Source organism: Sporosarcina sp. ZBG7A (genome assembly GCF_000813425.1).
Lineage (GTDB): Bacteria > Bacillota > Bacilli > Bacillales_A > Planococcaceae > Sporosarcina.
The window spans coordinates 26219-42271 of sequence record NZ_JWIB01000005.1 but is presented as its reverse complement, the minus strand read 5'-3'; the positions used below and the strand labels follow the sequence as shown (position 1 = coordinate 42271).

16 protein-coding genes and 1 pseudogene are annotated in these 16053 nt (G+C 41.0%); 9 read left to right on the top strand and 8 right to left on the bottom strand.

All coding sequences use genetic code 11. The annotated features are described in order from the left end of the window. Positions 1 to 16: 16 nt before the first annotated feature. Positions 17 to 427, bottom strand: a complete 411-nt coding sequence (locus RL70_RS17170; protein WP_052245714.1) for a hypothetical protein — start codon at positions 425 to 427, stop codon at positions 17 to 19. 194 nt (positions 428 to 621) lie between these two features. Here RL70_RS17170 and brnQ point away from each other — a divergent pair, with 194 nt between their 5' ends. Together brnQ and RL70_RS01120 are read left to right on the top strand one after the other, a co-directional pair. After that, the gene (gene brnQ, locus RL70_RS01125; RefSeq protein WP_039041602.1) at positions 622 to 1938 is read left to right on the top strand and encodes a branched-chain amino acid transport system II carrier protein; all 1317 of its coding nucleotides are present in this window, start codon (positions 622 to 624) and stop codon (positions 1936 to 1938) included. Positions 1939 to 2018: 80 nt separating this feature from the next. Continuing rightward, a complete protein-coding gene (locus tag RL70_RS01120) occupies positions 2019 to 2432 on the top strand; it encodes a pyridoxamine 5'-phosphate oxidase family protein (RefSeq protein WP_039041601.1) in 414 nt (137 codons plus the stop codon). 34 nt (positions 2433 to 2466) lie between these two features. On the opposite strand, the gene RL70_RS01115 is transcribed toward RL70_RS01120, so the two are convergent. Continuing rightward, positions 2467 to 3744, bottom strand: a complete 1278-nt coding sequence (locus tag RL70_RS01115; RefSeq protein ID WP_039041600.1) for a GTPase — start codon at positions 3742 to 3744, stop codon at positions 2467 to 2469. Between the two features lie 164 nt (positions 3745 to 3908). Between RL70_RS01115 and RL70_RS01110 the strand changes: the two genes are divergently transcribed. Further along, on the top strand, positions 3909 to 5195 hold the full coding sequence (locus tag RL70_RS01110; protein ID WP_039041599.1) for a purine/pyrimidine permease: 1287 nt from the start codon (positions 3909 to 3911) through the stop codon (positions 5193 to 5195). Positions 5196 to 5279: 84 nt separating this feature from the next. Continuing rightward, entirely contained in the window at positions 5280 to 6473 is a 1194-nt protein-coding gene (locus RL70_RS01105; RefSeq protein WP_039041598.1) for an FAD-binding oxidoreductase, read from the top strand. 55 nt (positions 6474 to 6528) lie between these two features. Here RL70_RS01105 and RL70_RS01100 read toward each other — a convergent pair whose 3' ends face one another. Continuing rightward, on the bottom strand, positions 6529 to 7371 hold the full coding sequence (locus RL70_RS01100) for a neutral zinc metallopeptidase (RefSeq protein WP_039041597.1): 843 nt from the start codon (positions 7369 to 7371) through the stop codon (positions 6529 to 6531). A gap of 102 nt (positions 7372 to 7473) precedes the next feature. Beyond that, on the bottom strand, positions 7474 to 7968 hold the full coding sequence (locus RL70_RS01095) for a TspO/MBR family protein (protein WP_039041596.1): 495 nt from the start codon (positions 7966 to 7968) through the stop codon (positions 7474 to 7476). Positions 7969 to 8098: 130 nt separating this feature from the next. Here RL70_RS01095 and RL70_RS01090 point away from each other — a divergent pair, with 130 nt between their 5' ends. Next, the gene (locus RL70_RS01090; protein WP_039041595.1) at positions 8099 to 8725 is read left to right on the top strand and encodes an SIMPL domain-containing protein; all 627 of its coding nucleotides are present in this window, start codon (positions 8099 to 8101) and stop codon (positions 8723 to 8725) included. Between the two features lie 168 nt (positions 8726 to 8893). After that, positions 8894 to 9808, top strand: coding sequence for a heme o synthase (cyoE, locus tag RL70_RS01085; RefSeq protein ID WP_052245713.1), 915 nt, complete (start codon positions 8894 to 8896; stop codon positions 9806 to 9808). A 507-nt stretch (positions 9809 to 10315) separates the two neighbouring features. Here cyoE and RL70_RS17710 read toward each other — a convergent pair. The 4 genes and pseudogenes from RL70_RS17710 to RL70_RS01070 form a co-directional block, all read right to left on the bottom strand. Continuing rightward, positions 10316 to 10461, bottom strand: a pseudogene (locus tag RL70_RS17710) (IS5/IS1182 family transposase); the annotation flags it as partial. 473 nt (positions 10462 to 10934) lie between these two features. Continuing rightward, a complete protein-coding gene (locus RL70_RS01080; RefSeq protein WP_039041594.1) occupies positions 10935 to 11504 on the bottom strand; it encodes an SLOG family protein in 570 nt (189 codons plus the stop codon). Positions 11505 to 11519: 15 nt separating this feature from the next. Further along, positions 11520 to 13472: a translation factor GTPase family protein gene (locus RL70_RS01075; protein ID WP_039041593.1), complete on the bottom strand. Its 1953-nt coding sequence runs from the start codon at positions 13470 to 13472 to the stop codon at positions 11520 to 11522. 80 nt (positions 13473 to 13552) lie between these two features. Next, positions 13553 to 13873 carry a DUF5658 family protein gene (locus tag RL70_RS01070; protein ID WP_052245712.1) on the bottom strand — a complete coding sequence of 107 codons (321 nt, stop codon included), beginning with the start codon at positions 13871 to 13873 and terminating at the stop codon, positions 13553 to 13555. A 286-nt stretch (positions 13874 to 14159) separates the two neighbouring features. Here RL70_RS01070 and RL70_RS17705 point away from each other — a divergent pair, with 286 nt between their 5' ends. The 3 genes from RL70_RS17705 (at position 14160) to RL70_RS01060 (ending at position 15998) form a co-directional block, all read left to right on the top strand. Next, entirely contained in the window at positions 14160 to 14318 is a 159-nt protein-coding gene (locus RL70_RS17705; protein ID WP_156137871.1) for a hypothetical protein, read from the top strand. Positions 14319 to 14553: 235 nt separating this feature from the next. After that, positions 14554 to 15333: an SDR family oxidoreductase gene (locus RL70_RS01065; protein WP_039041592.1), complete on the top strand. Its 780-nt coding sequence runs from the start codon at positions 14554 to 14556 to the stop codon at positions 15331 to 15333. A gap of 89 nt (positions 15334 to 15422) precedes the next feature. Continuing rightward, positions 15423 to 15998, top strand: a complete 576-nt coding sequence (locus tag RL70_RS01060) for a histidine phosphatase family protein (RefSeq protein WP_039041591.1) — start codon at positions 15423 to 15425, stop codon at positions 15996 to 15998. Positions 15999 to 16053: the final 55 nt, after the last annotated feature.

Genomic DNA, 16053 nt, shown 5'->3' with positions numbered 1-16053 from the left:
TGGGCTTTCCTATGTGTTATTTAAGGATGTCATTATATAACAAACCGTCGTCGTCTAAAGAAATCACTTTCAAACGATTTTCTTTTTTGACATAGACACTTTTTACCTTTTTTTTGCCGCTTTCATCTTCAAAGAGAATCACGCGAGTTCCTGGGTTATCGGACTCCACTATTCCTTTGAGATCATTCACATCCGCAACTTCTGCAATCTTGCTGTACTCTTCGTAGGTTGTAAGCTCACTATTCTTTGCATCTGTTTCAGAAGCTTGTTCTTCCGCGGCGTTATTGTCTTCTGGGGCAGTGTTGACTGAGTTCTCTTCCAACGAATTTGTGTTTTCGTCAGGTGCATCAGGCTCTTGTGCAGGCTCATTACTTGTACAACCCGCTAGCATGATGGTCAACGCCCCTACAAGTAGTAATTTTTTCATTTTAAATGACCTCCGTAATAGTATTACCAATAAAGCATTTTAACGAGCAGGGTTCTAGAAGGCAACTAATTGGTTCCATTTTACCTATATCCAATAAGATTTCGACAAAATCCTTTATAATTCGCTGAATGTTTGTTACGCTCTAATTGAGAATAGATCGGCGAATCCATTTATGTAAAGTTCCTTGAGGAGTTGTGACAGTATTGACGTTTAAAAAGAATTTCATAATCGGTCTCATGCTATTTGCTTTGTTCCTGGGCGCTGGAAATATTATTTTTCCCCCAAAACTAGGTCAATTAGCAGGAAGCGATTTGGCGCTAGCAATGTTTGGTTTTTTAATTACAGGCGTTGGCCTACCGCTTTTAGCGATTTTGGCAATAGCACACGCAGGTGGTGATTTACGCTCAATCGCAGATCGTGTTCATCCCACTTTTGGTTTAATATTCACTATGATTGTGTATTTGGCAATAGGTCCTTTTTTTGGAATTCCAAGGACGGCTACCGTTTCGTACGAAATTGGTATCTCACCATTTTTGTCTGGTGAAGTAGCTACTGCACAATGGCCACTCCTTGTATTTAGTATTCTGTTTTTTGCGATTACTATAGGTCTGGCATTAAACCCTGCAAAACTTGTAGACCGTATTGGTAAGTATTTAACACCAATTTTGTTCTTGGTAATTGCACTTCTTGCTATCAAGAGCTTTGTAGATCCAATTGGTGCTATTAATCGTCCAGATGAAACGTTTGGCACACATCCTTTCTTCAAAAGCTTTGTTGAAGGATATTTAACGATGGATGTCATCGCGGCGCTTATTTTTGGTAGTGTCATTACGGCGGCCATTCATGCTGAAGGTGTAAAAACCTCTAAAGGCCTTATGAAGTCCATGATTGTAGCTGGAAGTGTCGCTGCAATTGGCTTAAGCTTTGTATACATATCTTTAGGATTCATCGGGGCAACAAGCCTCGAAGCAATCGGGCTTCAAGAAAACGGAGGTATCGTTTTATCACTTGCATCTGAATTGCTGTATGGTTCATTTGGTCCTGTTATCTTAGCCATTACAATACTTTTCGCTTGTTTGACCACTTCCGTGGGTCTCGTTTCTGCTTGTGCTCAATTTTTCTCACAAGTAGTGCCGGCTCTATCGTATAAAACATTTGTCGTGATTTTTGCAGTGTTTAGTGCCGTGGTTGCAAACGTAGGGCTGACTCAATTAATTTCACTTTCTATCCCTGTTCTGTTGATGATCTATCCACTCGCTATTGTTTTAATGTTGTTATCCTTTGTAGACAATGCTTTTGGCAGAAGACCAATTGTTTACGTGCTTGCCTTATTTGGTACGGCACTGGTTAGTGTTTTTGATGGTCTTGCCGGTGGCGGAATCGTAGTTGTACCAGTTGTGGACATTCTTAAGCACTTACCGCTGTATGAGCAACAGATTGGCTGGCTTTTACCAGCAATTATTGGCGCTGGGATCGGTTATGTCATCACTCTTGCTACGCCTTCTAAATGATGACAATACTACTGCTCCATGTTTAGTTTTGGTCGATTGAAGGAAGACTAAAGTTAACTGAACAAAAAGGAGAGGGTATCATGAATGCAAAAGAAACTGCACAAAACATTTTGGACAACAGCCATATCGGAACGATGTCAACTGTAGAGGCGAACAAGCCTTTTAGCAGATATATGACGTTTTATCATGAGGACTTCAGCCTTTATACAGCGACATCTAAAAAAACTGAAAAAGTGGAAGAGCTCGAGAAGAATCCAAACACATATATCTTACTTGGGTACAATGACGAAGGATATGGGGATGCTTTTTTAGAAATAGCAGGGACTGTCACGATTTCTGATGAAGAGCGATTAAAGGAAAAGGTTTGGAATGAACACATGAAACCTTGGTTCACTGGACCAGAAGATCCGGACTTAGTCATTTTAAAAGTAGTACCGGATTCCATTCGGGTGATGAACAAAAAAGGTGAAGAACCTCAAACAATCACGTTTTAACAAACAAAAGGATGAGCATTGTGCTCATCCTTTTTTACATATCTCCTTCATATTCATGACGTGCATCTTTCACGATGGCCTTTAACTCTTTTTCATCAGCTCCACGCAAAAAGTAAGCAACAGCGGCTTTTCCGATCGCATACGTACCTCCGCTTGCGATACTTGCACTAATTGCAGAACCGGCACCTGGAATGACGAGATTCGCAAATTTACTCCCTTGTTGGGCAATCATGCGCAATGTAAAACCGGTTGCGCCAATACCACCTAGAGATACGAGAACTTCGCGCGCAGTTTTAAAGTCAAGTTCACGACCAGACAAATAGGCTATAATCATGAGCAATATCGATTGTAATGCAAGCAAAACAGCGATGTCCGTCGCAATTAGCGGACTCAGTGCGACCGTTCCAGCTAACGCAGTGAAGACTTTTATGAAACGCAATGCAATTCGTTCAGAAATGGTGTTCAGTCGAATCGATAACCCCAGATGTATGGCTGCCCGGATGTCCAGGCTGTCTTCTAAAAAATCGATCAGTTCCTCGATTCCATAACGTCCATCAAATTCGATTGAGCGATTGTCATCCTCTACATCAGACCATTCAATGTAGGATGAAACGGGTAGAAACGCGGAAGCTGCCAGATCATTCTGTTCAAAAATCCGTTTTAGTTGCTCGGTTTTTTCGGTTATCAATTGAGTTTTTGCTGCAGGATAGTTTTCAGGTTCTTTCACACGAGAGGGATTCAAGTCATCTACTTGTGTAATGACTGCAATCAGTGGAAGTCCTTCGGCTGCTTTTTTCATGATTTTTTTCGTCACAGCAACATCTTTATCGATATGAGCCCGTTCCGTCGCTTTTTGTAAAAATAGGACGGCATCCGGCTCGAATGATTGTATGACGTCTTTTAATGTATCCTCAGCTTTTGTATCGAATGATTCTGATTCTCCAATACCGCGAGTGTCAATCACTTCAAAGTAAACATGCCCATCTGCCTCATAGGCATAGCGCTTTGCTTCCTTCGTGCCAATTTCCACTTCACTCACTTCAGCTAGATAACGACCACTCAGCGCGTTAATAAGACTGCTTTTTCCGACGCCTGTCCTACCGACTAATACAAAACGAGGGGGGCGTGGATTTTTTAGACCTTCCAACAGGTTTTGTAGTTCATCGTCATTCATCATAATTTCCATCATTTTTTTTCGTTGTTTTTCGGAAATTAAATTACCTGGAAGTTTGGTGAATAGCTCTTCAATATAATTGGACAAATTACCAATGTGTTGAAGTCGCTGACGCATTTCGTCAAATTGGGATTCCATGAGCAAACATCCTCTCGATCATTCTATACTTATTTTGTACCCACAACCGCTTCATTTCAAGCAGTAACTACCTATACATATCTAAAGTGTACCTAACGAAAGGGCAAATTGCATGGTATACTGAGAAACGAAAAATTTGAGCGGATTTATTGGAGGAATTGCATATGAAACAACTTGCAGGAGGCATACAATGGGCAGTATTTTTAATGGCTTCTTCAATCGCTGCACCGATTGCAATTGCCCACGTATTTGGAATGGATTCAGGGGATACCGCCCTGTTTTTACAACGGACTATTTTTGTATTAGGAGTTGCATGTCTATTACAAGCATTGATCGGCCATAAATTGCCGATTAATGAAGGACCAGCTGGTTTGTGGTGGGGAATCTTTGTTGTATACGCCGGTATGGTTGGTGTATTTTACAGCACTCCCGATGATGCATTGCAGGCACTCCAAAGTGGCATGCTGTACAGTGGGGTATTGTTTATCATCCTCGCAGCAACAGGCGTCATCACAAAGATGAAGAAACTATTCACACCTGCTATCACGTTTACGTATTTGATGTTGCTAATAATGCAATTGAGTGGAACGTTTATAAAAGGCATGGTAGGTGTGGAAACTCCAGAAGATGTAATTGATTTGCGTGTTGTCTTAGGTAGTTTACTTGTGCTGATCATCACGTTCGTTGCGATGGGCAACAAAAGAGAACGGGTATCCAAATATGCTGTGTTGCTTTCTATTGTTGTTGGTTGGGTGATTTTTGCAGTTCTTGGTCGTGCTCCTAGCGTTGGAATCGTCTCCGACCATATCATTGAACTGCCAAAAATGTTTGTCTACGGACCACCTGTTTGGGATGGTGGTGTTGCAGTCACAGCTGTTTTCATAACACTGTTGTTAATCGCAAATATGCTAGCTTCCATTCGTGTCATGGAAAATTTGCTTAAACAAAAGTTTTCCATGCAAGTAGAAGATCGTGTTCGTCAAGGCTCTTTTGTTTCAGGTATTAACCATCTACTTTCAGGTGTTTTTTCTGCAATTGGTCCAGTACCAATTTCGGGTGCTGCAGGATTTGTTGGAACAACGGGAATGGCATCCATTTTGCCATTCATCGTAGGGAGCGCCTTAATTGTTGCAATTACGTTCTTCCCAGCTATAATGGCAGTATTTGCAGCGTTGCCGGCACCTGTTGCATATGCCGTGACGTTTGCTATCTTCACAAAGATGGTGTCAATGGCATTTTCAGAACTAGATGAGGATCCTGAAAAAGATCGTGCACGAAAAGCCGTAGCTATTGGACTGATGACAGGAGTAGGAATTATGTTTGTGCCTTCAACAAGTTTTGCTCAATTGCCGGCAGTTCTCGCTTCCGTATTATCAAATGGATTAATTACAGGGACGATTGTAGCGATTGTCGTGGAACAGTTGTCAATGAGACGTAGAAAGTTTCAGTAATTATTTTTATCTTTCCAGGTTTGTGATCACTCCATAAGCGGGAATAGTCGTTAGAGTTGAACGTGAAACTAGAGGGAGATACTTATGAAACTGACAACAGGACAAACATATTGGGATAAAACAGCAAAACCAACTTCGCAATTCCCTTCACTTGAAGTAAATCTCAACGCAGATATTGTGATTATAGGTGGGGGAATGTCTGGAACATTAGCTGCGTATAAGCTAGCTTCTGCAGGCAAGCAGGTGACGGTTATTGACCGTAGCGAAATTGGAAGAGGAAGTAGTTCTGCCAATACTGGACTTCTTCAGTATGCAAGTGACACGATGCTCTCTGAATTTGTAGATAGGATCGGTGAAAAAGACGCTGTATCATTTTACAAAATGTGCTTGGAATCGATGGATGAGCTAACACAGGTTGCTTCAACATTACCTGAAACCACTGGGTATCGTTTGCGCGACAGTATTTATTATGCATCAACACCTAAAGATGTAGATAAATTGAAAAGGGAGTATAGCTACTTAAAAAAATACGACTTCCCAGCAGAGTATTTAGATCATAAGAAGTTGATTGAGGAATATGGAATTGACAAACCAGCAGCATTGCGTACTTGGCACGATGCTGAAGTGAATCCTTACCAATTCATACAAGCGTTGACTACAGAAAATTTAAAAATGGGCGTTACATATTTCGAACATACATCAGTTAATATGGATTCCTTGTCTGAAAGTGCAATCATGACGGAATCTGGTGCTAAGATTTCATTCGACTCGATTATTCTCGCAACCGGGTACAGCAAGCTATACAGCGAGCTGAACGGCAAAGCGCAAATCAATCAGACATTTGCGATTGCGACAAAACCGATAGAAGGGGAATTTTGGAAAGATAACGTTATGGTGTGGGAAACAAAAAAGCCATATCTATATTTCCGAACCGCTCCAGGTGGCAGAATGATTGCAGGAGGTTTAGACGAAGAATCGAGTGAGTTGTACGATGATCCGGAATTTATCCAACAAAAAGGTCAGGAAATTTTATGTGAAATAAAAGAGATGTTTCCACACTTAGATTTACAAATTGATGATGCATGGAATTCGTTGTTCGGCATTTCAAAAGATGGATTACCATTTATGGGGGCTGCGCCTCATCAAGACAATGTCTATTACTTGCTTGGATTTGAAGGCAATGGGACATGTTATTCAATGGCGGGAGCTTCAATCATTAAAGATTTACTGGACGGAACTCATAATCCATATTCACACATCGTCAAACCCAGTCGATAAAAAACGTTCGAATCTGTCTTTACTTTGACAGGTTCGAACGTTTTTAGTTAGGATTTTAGAAATTTAATCCTGCAAATGTATTACCGCCTTCAATCGTTCCAGTTTCAAAACCTTTATAGAACCAATCTTGACGTTGTTTGGAACTTCCATGCGTAAAACTTTCAGGGACAACATATCCTTGGGAGCGTTTTTGGATTGTATCGTCACCAACAGCACTCGCCGCTTTCAATGCTTCTTGCAAATCACCTTTTTCTAGCAAATTCTTTTGTTTCGCACGACCTGCCCAGACGCCAGCATAGTAATCGGCCTGCAATTCAAGTCTCACGGAGTATTTGTTATAGTCCTCTTTACTTAAACGATTTCGAAGAGCATTCATTTTATCACTTGTTCCAAGCTGCTTTTGAACGTGGTGTCCGACTTCGTGTGCTAAGACGTAAGCCATCGCAAAGTCACCGGGGGCTTGGAAATTCGATTTTAGTTCATCATAAAAACTTAAATCGATATAGAGCTTTTCGTCACCTGGACAGTAGAAAGGGCCAATTGCTGAACTGGCTGAACCGCAAGCGGACTGGACGCTACCTGTATACATAACCAGTGTTGGGTCTTCGTAGGTCTTGCCTTCTTCAGCAAATACTTCAGACCACACATCTTCCGTATCAGCAAGAACGACTGAGACGAAATCTGCTAGCTCACGTTCTTCAGCAGTTTCTTCATAAGGTTGGGTCTGAGTCGTCTCTTCACCAGAGAGAGTACCAAGCAGTTCAGAGGGATCACCGCCTAGAAATAGAACAACGAGTGCAATGACAACGGTTCCTATTCCTCCACCGATGATGGCTGTTCCACCTTTACCACGTCGATCTTCTACATTCGTACTTTCTCTTCGTCCTCGCCATTTCATAAGCATAACTCCTTGTTTTCAATAATGAGTGCAGTTGTCTTATGCGTTCTATACCCAAAAATGAAGGGGACCTATCCTACAAGATGAAAAAGCTTGTATTCATTATTTGTTCAGTTTCCAAATTGAATAATTTAGAGCCCATGCAAACGAAACCCAGCCCATATAAGGAACGAGTAATTTCCCTGACATTTTGTCAACCTTGTTGAATTCATAAGCGGTTAACGAAATCATGGCAAACAAAGCTGTCATTTCAATAAGAGCAGTTCCACGCAAGTTCCATTTGAAGAAGAGAAAGGACCAAATATAGTTAAGACCTAATTGTAGCTCATAGGGAGTCAGCACCTTTCTTTTTTCCCTAGGAATTGAATGTTGTTCAGCGCGATATTTGGCATAGCCCATCACTCCATATAAAGTAGTCCATGCGATTGGAAATACAGAAGGGGGCGGGCTGAACGACGGTTTTTTCAGTTGAGAATACTGCTTTTGAGTATTTCGATTCGATAGCCAACCAGTTATTGATCCTCCAATTACGGGAACTAAAATATTTCGCGCTAATTTACCCCAATCTGTGGGTGCAACAGTAGTAGTGTTTTTCAATTTTAACGACTCCTTTCAATTATTTTTCTTATTCCCTGAATCGAATCGGGAAAATGGATTTCAACAGAGTTGAATAGAATAGATGAACACAGAAAACAGGTATGCGAAGACATGGAAAGGATGAAAAGACATGAGTGAGCAACAACGTCAGACGATGATTGTAACAGGAACTGGCAATGTAACGGGAAAACCTGATTTAGTCACGGTCCAGCTTGGAATTACAACGCATTCAGAACAATTAGCTGATGCCCAAGCCGAGAATACTAAACGATCGCAGTCAGTAATTGATCGACTTTCCACATTAGGAATACAGGACAACGAAATTCAGACCTTATCTTATACAGTATCTCCCCAATATGATTACATCGACGGTCAACAACGTTTTCGAAATTACGAAGTGCAGCATCAGCTCCGTGTAACTGTGAAAAATATTTCGACTGTTGGGGAAGTCATCGACGCTGCGGTACAGTCAGGTGCAACTGATGTTTCTTCAATTCAATTCGGAATCGAAAATTCATCAGATCTTTATGAACAGGCATTAAGTAAAGCGGTTGGAAATGCTCAAGCACATGCTCAAGCGCTTGCACAAGCGGCTGACGTTGTACTGAATCTTGTACCTGTAACTATTCAAGAAGGTGTACAAAGTGAAGCGAGACCATTCGCTGTTCAAATGGCAAAAATGAGCTCGGCTCCTCGAATTGAGCCGGGAACATTAGAAATACAAGCGACTGTTACTGTAACGTATAGTTTTCGTTAACTAAACAAATCTGGAAGATATTGCATACCGTTGAAAGATACAGGGTTATAGAGAAATGTCACATTTTCTTCAATTCATGTCTTACTGTTTCTGTCCAAAAGGTGATATAGTAGTATGAAGGAAATATTGTCTTCTAACTTCTTATCATTCTTTAAAGGATGCGACTTTATGCAAAAAACAATGGAGCGAACGCTCGAAAAAGAACAGCATGCGTCGACGCTTGCTAGTGATTTAAAATATTTATTTAAAGGCCCTGTGTTAATAGCGAATATTCTTCCTGTTTTTGCAGGATTCTGGCTTGCTATCTATTTCTATGGTGGTACATTTGCGGAATATATGTCACTTTTCTTCTTAACGATGGCAGGTAGCACGATGCTAATGGCGGGGGCACTTACGCTAAATAACTGGTACGAAGTTGACCTGGATCGGGTAATGGCACGTACACAAAAACGACCTACAGTAACCGGCAATATCTCTATGGCTACCATCCTTAAAATTGGGATTGGGTTGTCTGTATTAGGTGTAATCCTGTTATATGCTGCTGCACCAGGCGCTGCAATTTATGGGTTTATAGGCTGGTTTACGTATGTCGTCTTATATACGATGTGGTCTAAACGGAAGTACACACTCAATACAGTTATCGGGAGTGTGTCAGGCGCAGTCACTCCACTTATCGGATGGGCAGCAGTAGGACCGTCTTATCACATGGTACCGATTGTTTTGGCAATTGTGTTGTTCATTTGGCAAATGCCTCACACATTCGCAATCGCTATAAAGAAAGTGGATGAATATCGTGCTGCAGGAGTTGCGATGCTCCCGGTGGTTAAAGGAATTCCTATGACCAAGCGTCAGTCTATCGTCTATACTGCATGTTTGTTGCCATTACCATTTTTCTTGGCAGCCTTCGGTACAGGATTCATGTTGTTAACGACCGCTATGAACATCGGTTTCTTCATCCTTGCTCTAGCGGGATTATTCATGAAAAATGATTACAAATGGGCACAATGGATGTTCCTATACTCCGTGAATTACATGACCATTTTCTTCATGTCCATGATCCTTATGACTACTTCAATTCTGTAATTAAACAAAGAAAAGGCAAAGTGCATATGCGCTCTGCCTTAAACTCTAGACAAAAGAGATGGGAATCGAGCTGATTTCCATCCCTTTTGTCTTTTTGCATCGTTGACTCTGAAAATCAATGGTAACAGGCCGTTGATTTCCGTTCCGGACGGGCGCTTTCCGGGGGCTTGCCCTCAGCCTCCTCGTCGCTTTGCTTCTGCGGGGTCTTCGAAAACACGTGCTCCTAACGCTTCGCTTTTACTCGCAAAAGCTGTTCTTCGTGACAGCTTTCGCTGATCCCCAGGAGTCGCCGTCCTGCACTTCAATCAACTGAATGTCCTATGACACATTCACATCATACAAGCAAAGAATGCAATTGTGGGGCTTCATTTCCAGTTGGCAAGACTAACTAGATGTAACAGAAGACTTGAGAAGCCAATTTGAAATGTAAAGAGTCAGTGAACGAGTCCTTGTCGATGCCAAGGAGAAGTATGGTATGCGTTGACAATCCTAAGAGGGCTTAGGGCATTGAATGATTGACATTTTATTGAGTACAACAGGATCTATGATAGGTCTCCTTAATAGGGAATATAAATCTCCAACCAATGGATAAATGAAGGGAAATTAATTGCTGCCTCTAATTTACGGACCAGATTGTCTTGCGGAACTAACAGTTAGATTGTAAGCAGCTCCATCTGTTCCCGTTCTTTGATTTGTTTTTTCGTCATCATTGCCATTACCTCATTTGATAGTTGGAAGATACTGTTGATTGTAGCGGAGAGCGGCTACTCCGGAGGGATCAGTGAAAGCTGTGACGAAGAACAGCTTTTGCGAGTAAAAGCGAAGCGTTAGGAGCACGTGTTTTCGAAGGCCCTGGACTGAGCAAAGCGAGGGAGATGAGTGCTGCCTTAATTTCAGCAAAGTGCGCTAAAATACGGCAAATCGAACTCTTCGTTGTTCGATTGGCTGAGAGCAAGCCCCTCGGAAAGCGTCCGCTCGCAGTGGAAATCAACTTTTCATAGTTAATTCTATTGTAAAAGAAAAAACTACAGGCAATCCCCATGTTTGCTAGAGTTTGTCTACATTCTGAGGCAGAGTGCTTATGCGCTTTGCCTTTTCTCTGTTTAAAAATGATACAACTTGCTTGTCAAAATTCCATAAAGGAATCTTGTTCCGCACGTTGGATGTCTTCTGCAATCAGTTGTAAATCATCTGCAGTAATCGTTAAGACTTCATACGACTGCTTCTCGGCAAACTTTTCGGCCATGCGCTTCATAAACTTCGGCGAGCCATCGTTTTCTTCGTCGTAAACTACGAGCAATCCATCTGAATTTCTTAGTAAAAATTTATCCCTCTCGATGAATTGCCAGGGTGCTTCATATGGGCGTTTCGTCAAACTCACTTGATAATCCGCTATGAGCTGGAGTTCTTCATAATCTTGCTTTTTCGCATCATTCCAGTTTTTATCCTGCTCTAAAAAAGGGGTAATGAGTGCGAGTTGAAGACTAGGAAAAGTATCTCTCAAATCATCCACAACTTGTCCAGCCCAGGTTTCACACCCAGGCTGACCACTAATAATGACCCATTCCAGTCCGTTTTCAACAAGTCCTTCGAGTCTATCTGCCAATGCTTTTTTTATAATATTGATCCCAGGATGCTTCGCATCGAAAATACCAAGTTCATGGGGTTTATAGCCAGTAACAATTACTCGTTTCATGAAAAATCTTCCTTTCTACTCAACTTCACAATGCATGGCAGCTTTAGCTTCTTGCCAGGGGACCACGTACCCTTTGCCTTTTGCACAAAACACCGATGAAGACGAGTATTCCGGATCAGCCGATTTGTCGTACTCGATCCTTTCTATCACTTGTACTGGATTATGACATGGGCCATATCCATCCAACGTCAGAATAAGAACTCCTTTGCCTCCAGTGTAGGAAGCGAATTCCTTACTGTAATTCATGAAGGTTGCAACAGGGACACGTCCAGTGACAGTCGTGTGGTTGCCTGAAGTTTCAGGTGCATGAAAACTTCCATGAGCCGTTTGTATATCCGTCAATGCTCGTCCAATGTAGTCACTATCGATTTTCATCTTAAAAGAGTAGTAAGGCTCAAGTAGTAGGTTTTCTGCTTGCTCCAACCCTTGTCGGAGTGCGCGGAACAGGGATTCTCTGAAATCACCGCCAGAGGTATGCTCATTATGGGAACGCCCCGTTAATAACGTGACTGAAATATCGGTAAGCGGGGAACCCGTTAAAATCCCGTGATGGTCGCGTTCAAATAAATGCTTTTCAATGACACGTTGATGTCCAGGAGTAAGGGCATCCGTATGGCAAAGTGACCTAAAGTGAATGCCAGAACCGCGCTCAGCAGGTTCCATTTTCACGTGCACTTCGGCATAATGTTTTAACGGTTCGAAATGACCGTATCCAGTAACCGTCGAAGCAATCGTTTCTTTATAAAGAATGGTAGGAGTTCCGAAAGTAACCTTCATATTGAACCGCTCTTGTACAATATGTTGCAACACTTCAAGCTGGATTACACCCATGACCCGGATTTCGATTTCTTGGCTATGCTCATTCCATACTGCATGTAATGTTGGATCTTCAGCATCGAGCATGTTGAACACGTTCCACACGTCTTTACTGGAATAGGAGGGATCATACTGGACAGCGGCTTTAAGTGCAGGTTTCGAACTGTATGGATTACGTTCGTCTTCGAGACCAATCGTGTCTCCAGCAGATGCATTCGTCAGACCTGTTACAGCGACTAAATCTCCTCCAGTTGCTTCGGGGATTGGGATGAATTTAGTACCGCTATATATCCTGATTTGTGTAACCTTTTCAATCAGACCACCAACCATCAATTCGTCACGCACATGAAGAGTACCGCTTGAAATTTTTAGAAACGTGATGCGTTGACCATTCTCGTCATGGCGAATCTTATATACAGATGCAGTAAATGGCTTACTATCGTTATCCGTTTCTGGTCGATCTATGAGAGTTACAAATGTAGAAAAGAAAGAATCGATGCCAATGTCCTTCAATGCAGATCCTTGTCCGCTTGGAAAAACTTTTCCGTTCTGTACAAGGAGTTTCAACGTCTTCATCCAATAATCTGCATCGTAACCTGATTCCAAATAGCGGTCCAGTAAAGAGTCATCACGCTCCGCAAGCCACTCTGCCAATTCTTCTGACATCGTTCCATCATTATCAATCTGACCCAGGTCAAAACAATCTGCAGACAACGATTCCTGAAGGTCGACCATAACAGCAGCTGCATTAGCTGTTTCACGATCTGTCTTGTTAATGAACAAAAATGTAGGAACCTTAGCATCTCTCAGCAATTGCCAGACTCTTTCTGTATGACCTTGGACACCGTCAACAGCGCTAACTAATACAATCGCTGCGTCCATTACTTGTACTGCCCGCTCCATTTCAGGGGAGAAGTCGGCATGACCTGGAGTATCGATTAGTGTAAATGAGCTACCCTCATATTCAATCTCTGCCTGTTCTGCAAACACAGTAATTCCTCGAGCGCGTTCAATCGAATGATTATCTAAAAAAGTATCTTGATGATCCACACGACCACGTTCCCGTATCTGTTTCGTCAAGAAAAGAAGTTGTTCTGAAAATGTCGTTTTCCCCGCATCCACATGTGCGAGAATTCCTATTGTTTGTTTCATCTATGTACCCGCCATTTCCCAAAGTCGTTGTACTGACAGTATAGCACCAACACGATTTTAGATGAAATAAGGGAAATTCTTTATGAAAATTGAAGCACTAACCAAAAAACATGCAACCCAGATATTACGGCGTAAAGACCAATGGTAAATTGGAGGAGTCTTTGCACGAATCTAGAACGAGCAACTACCGATTGAAGAGTAAATAGGCTAATTGGAAGGCTGAGCTTCACAAAGTAAAATCCAATAACACTACTTTCATATACATAATCCATCATTAGATTTGCTTCCACAATCAGCTCAAAACGTAATCCGAAATCGGTTGCAAAAGCGTCAAAAATAGACAAGCCTAACAATACCCAAAGCAATCGATTCGTACCAACTGAAACAGAGCTTTTCAGCATAATAACTCTCCATTCTGATATACATAGTTATCAGCATGCATATCAGAAAGAGCATCTATACAAGTTGTTGAAATTCTATCCTTCAAAAAGTCTTCGCCTGGAATGTTTAGCAGCACAGTTAGTTATGTAGTTTTAAAGTTTGAGCATTTGCAACGGAAATTGATTATTTTGAAAAAAGTGCAATAATGGAAGTGGAAATTTGATACAATTTAATGGATATGAAGAATACTAATTTCAGCAAACAGGGCAAGATTGACAAAGAGAATTGATCAAAAGAGGGATGTTGATGGTCGATAAACAAAATAAAAACATTATATTAATATGTTTAATAATAATTGCTTTAAAACCAGTTCCATCTTTTCAATCTGACTTCCCACCGCCTTTAGATTTTCCGATTGGAGAAAGTGTTGTTCAACTGGGGGGGAAATCGAATAGCTATTATTGATACCGCTTCGGACTCAGGCAAGCGTGGAGAAATGTTTGTACTCGAATTTAGTGAAACTGAGAAGACAATTGACTTAATTGGAAGATACAATTACGTTGATTTTTTCAATAACCCGCAAAAATATAATCAGTGGAAATTGTCTTGCTCCATCATCGGCGGGGAATCTGAAAAATGTACCTGCGCCTTTTGAGTAAAAGAGACAAATAGTTTTCGGAACAAAGATGGGGAGGAAAATATGGGCATTTTAAATGGGAAAATAGCAATTGTAACTGGTGCAAGTCGTTCTCAAGGTATTGGCTCTGCAATTTGTTTAATGCTTGCAGAAGCAGGTGCAGATATATTTTTTACCCATTGGAGCGATTATGACAAAAATGAAGGTAATGGTGCAGAAGAAGATTATCCATATGTATTACGTAACAAGATAAAAGATTTTGGAGTACGGTGCCATCATATGGAGGCTGATTTGTCAGAACCAGAAGCACCAACAAAGATTTTAAATTGTACTGAAAAGACTCTTGGTACGGCAAGTGTGTTAGTAAACAATGCCACCTATCAAAAATCAGTTAACTTCCGTACCATGAATGCAGAAGTTCTTGATAGACATTATCAGATAAACAACAGTGGAACAATTCTACTAAGCACGGAATTTGCTAAAAGGTTTGAGATGGCTTTTCCCAGTAAAAGTGGTGGAAGAATTATCAATTTTGTCTCAAAAGGGCCAGACCCCAATAATCTAGCCTATATTGCTTCGAAAGGTATGCTAATTGCAATAACTGAACCATTATCAGTAGGACTCGCCCCCATAGGTATTACCGTCAATTCAATTGACCCAGGGCCAACTGATTCAGGCTGGATGGATAAAGAATTAAAAGGTTCATTATCACACTTCTTCCCTACAGGGCGTGTTGGACAACCGGAGGATGCCGCAAAATTAATAAGATTTTTAGCTAGTGATGAGTCGGAGTGGATTACAGGTCAAGTCATCAAATCTGAAGGTGGGTATGCAGGTAGATAATTTAAATACGGCAAACGAGGCAGTTAAGGGACATAAGCTAAGATATGAACAATTTATTTTAAATTGTAACAATGAGTGGTGGTGATCAAGTGGAGTTGATATTTATTCGTCATGGCCAAGGTGAACACACACTAGACATACCAAATAGCTTGCACTTAAAGGATCCTTCATTAACAGTAAAAGGAATAAATCAAGCGAAGATGTTAAGAAAAAAGTTCCTTCTAACGGATGAGGATATTATTTTTATTAGCCCTATAAGAAGAACCTTAGAAACTGCACAGATTTGGACTAAGAATATTGACTGTCGTAAGATTGTAAGTCCATTAGTTTCTCCACGAATATTCCCTGTGCGTACAAATGGAAAGACATTGCCTTGTGATGAAATTATTGATTTAGAAACAATAAAAACAGATTATCCGGACCTAGAACTTGATAAAAATGTGTCTTCTTTATTATGGCGCGAAGGTATTAATACTATGCCGGAAAGTGAATACAATAAGATTGCTCACGAATTTATAGCGAGTTTGAAGTTGTTGAAAAGAAATAAAATTTATGTAGTTTCGCACGATGGTACGATTACCGCATATCGCCAATTTATAACTGGCTGTAGTTTGTCGAGAGAAGACTTTCTGGATGAAACAGGATGGGTTGAAATTACATGTTGACCTATAACTATGCAGTTGTAAATTCTATTCTTTTATGACTTTCAGCAAAATGCTG

Bases quoted from the DNA above. Each gene is read 5' to 3' on its own strand.
- RL70_RS17170 (WP_052245714.1), bottom strand. From the start codon at position 427: ATGAAAAAATTACTACTTGTAGGGGCGTTGACCATCATGCTAGCGGGT.
- RL70_RS01120 (WP_039041601.1), top strand. From the start codon at position 2,019: ATGAATGCAAAAGAAACTGCACAAAACATTTTGGACAACAGCCATATC.
- RL70_RS01115 (WP_039041600.1), bottom strand. From the start codon at position 3,744: ATGGAATCCCAATTTGACGAAATGCGTCAGCGACTTCAACACATTGGT.
- RL70_RS01110 (WP_039041599.1), top strand. From the start codon at position 3,909: ATGAAACAACTTGCAGGAGGCATACAATGGGCAGTATTTTTAATGGCT.
- RL70_RS01105 (WP_039041598.1), top strand. From the start codon at position 5,280: ATGAAACTGACAACAGGACAAACATATTGGGATAAAACAGCAAAACCA.
- RL70_RS01100 (WP_039041597.1), bottom strand. From the start codon at position 7,371: ATGAAATGGCGAGGACGAAGAGAAAGTACGAATGTAGAAGATCGACGT.
- RL70_RS01090 (WP_039041595.1), top strand. From the start codon at position 8,099: ATGAGTGAGCAACAACGTCAGACGATGATTGTAACAGGAACTGGCAAT.
- cyoE (WP_052245713.1), top strand. From the start codon at position 8,894: ATGCAAAAAACAATGGAGCGAACGCTCGAAAAAGAACAGCATGCGTCG.
- RL70_RS01080 (WP_039041594.1), bottom strand. From the start codon at position 11,504: ATGAAACGAGTAATTGTTACTGGCTATAAACCCCATGAACTTGGTATT.
- RL70_RS01075 (WP_039041593.1), bottom strand. From the start codon at position 13,472: ATGAAACAAACAATAGGAATTCTCGCACATGTGGATGCGGGGAAAACG.
- RL70_RS01070 (WP_052245712.1), bottom strand. From the start codon at position 13,873: ATGCTGAAAAGCTCTGTTTCAGTTGGTACGAATCGATTGCTTTGGGTA.
- RL70_RS17705 (WP_156137871.1), top strand. From the start codon at position 14,160: ATGGTCGATAAACAAAATAAAAACATTATATTAATATGTTTAATAATA.
- RL70_RS01065 (WP_039041592.1), top strand. From the start codon at position 14,554: ATGGGCATTTTAAATGGGAAAATAGCAATTGTAACTGGTGCAAGTCGT.